At 66.7% G+C, this 2,168-nt stretch carries 2 protein-coding genes; both read left to right on the top strand.

Features of this window, described 5'->3' with window-relative positions; genetic code table 11:
* On the top strand, positions 1-1,370 hold a 1,370-nt coding region (dnaA, locus tag VGH85_19270; protein HEY2175952.1), incomplete at its 5' end, for a chromosomal replication initiator protein DnaA.
* A 388-nt stretch (positions 1,371-1,758) separates the two neighbouring features.
* A partial coding sequence (locus VGH85_19275) for a DNA polymerase III subunit beta (GenBank protein HEY2175953.1) occupies positions 1,759-2,168 on the top strand: 410 nt, incomplete at its 3' end.

Below are 2,168 nucleotides of genomic sequence, written 5' to 3' on the forward strand. Positions count from 1 at the left end.
CGATTGCCGGACTTGGCGAGGACGTGGTCTCCGCTCAGCAACGCGCGTGGCTACGCCTGACCAAGCCGCTCGCTCTGGTGCAGGACACCGTCGTGCTCGCGACGCCAAACGACTTCGCTCGCGACGTCCTCGACACCCGGCTGCGGCCGCTGGTGGTGGATGCGTTGTCGCGCGAGCTCGCCCAGGATGTGCGCGTAGCCGTCACGGTCGAGTCCGAGCCCGCTGAGCCCATTGCCGAAAGCACCGGCGGGAGCGCGGCCGTCGAGGAGGACCCTTACCCGGTCGAGGACGAGCCCGTTCCGCCGCCGACGTCGATCACCAAGCGCGGCGAGTCCGACCGGCTGAACCCGAAGTACCAGTTCGAGACGTTCGTCATCGGCTCGAGCAACCGGTTCGCGCACGCGGCTGCGGTCGCCGTCGCCGAGGCGCCGGCAAAGGCCTACAACCCGCTGTTCATCTACGGCGACTCCGGGCTGGGCAAGACCCACCTGTTGCACGCGATCGGGCACTACGCGATGAGCCTGTTCGCGGGCGTCCGGGTGCGTTACGTGAGCTCCGAGGAGTTCACCAACGACTTCATCAACTCGCTGCGCGACGGCAAGGAGTCGGCGTTCCAGCGCCGCTACCGCGATAACGACATTCTTCTCGTCGACGACATCCAGTTCCTGGAGAACAAGGAGCGGACGCAAGAGGAGTTCTTCCACACTTTCAACACTCTGCACAACGCCAATAAACAGATAGTGATCTCCTCCGACCGGCCGCCGAAGCAGCTGTCCACCCTGGAGGACCGGCTGCGGACCCGATTCGAGTGGGGATTGATCACCGATGTGCAGCCGCCGGATCTGGAGACCCGGATCGCGATCCTGCGTAAGAAGGCGGCCCAGGAACGGTTGAACGCCCCGCCGGATGTGCTCGAGTTCATCGCCAGCAAGATTCAGAGCAACATCCGCGAGTTGGAGGGGGCGCTGATCCGGGTGACCGCCTTCGCCAGCCTCAACCGCACCGGTGTCGACCTGACGCTCGCCGAGATCGTGCTCAAGGACCTCATCCCCGAGTCCGAGCAGCCCGAGATCAACGCGGCGGCGATCATGGCCATCACCGCGGAGTACTTCAGCGTGTCGATCGAGGAGCTGTGCGGCGCCTCCCGCAGCCGGGTGCTGGTCACCGCCCGCCAGATCGCGATGTACCTGTGCCGGGAGCTCACCGACCTGTCGCTGCCGAAGATCGGGCAGACCTTCGGCGGCCGCGACCACACCACGGTCATGCACGCCGAGCGCAAGATCCGGTCGCTGATGGCCGAGCGCCGGTCGATCTTCAACCAGGTCACCGAGCTGACCAACCGGATCAAGGTCCGGGCCCGCCAATCATGAGCCGGAGAGTGACGGCCACCACATTGCCGGGCCGGATAGTGAGCACCTCACCGTCACCTCGACACTCTCCGCTTATCGACAGTGCACAGCTTGGGGAGAACTCTGTGGAAAACGGTGGACAACCCGGTGCATGCCGCGTGCGTCCCGCCGTCATCCACCGCCGGTTCGCTGTTCGTCCCCGGCATCCTCACCACTTGTTCACATCGCGCTACCCTCGCTGGCCTGCGCAAACACCCGTCGTCCCCACTATCCACAGCACCTATGACGACGACGAGTCTTATCTAGAGATGACACCTCACACGCCATCTGCCCGGTGGATCCCTGGGGATATCCCCACCCACGGCACCACCCCGCTCCCTCACTCAGCTCGTCCAGGAGGCCGTCGCCGATGAAGTTCGAGATAGATCGGGACGCGATCGCCGACGCCGTCGCGTGGACCGCCAAGTCCCTGCCGCCCCGGCCGCCCGTGCCTGTCCTCGGCGGGGTGCTGCTGCACGTCGACGGCGAGCGGCTGTCGGTCTCCGGGTTCGACTACGAGGTCTCCACCCAGGTCGACCTCGAGGTGCACGCCAAAAGCGCCGGCCGGGCGCTGGTCAGCGGGCGGCTCCTCGCCGACATCACCCGGTCCCTGCCCCCGCACCCGGTCCAGGTCGAGGTCGACGGCCCGCGGGTGGCGATCGTCTGCGGCAACGCCCGGTTCTCGCTGCCGACGATGCCGGTCGAGGACTACCCGACGCTGCCGCAGATGCCGACCACGGTCGGCACGGTGCCGAGCGACGTCTTCGCCGCCGCGGTGAG

This window comes from Mycobacteriales bacterium (assembly GCA_036497565.1).
GTDB lineage: Bacteria > Actinomycetota > Actinomycetes > Mycobacteriales > QHCD01 > DASXJE01.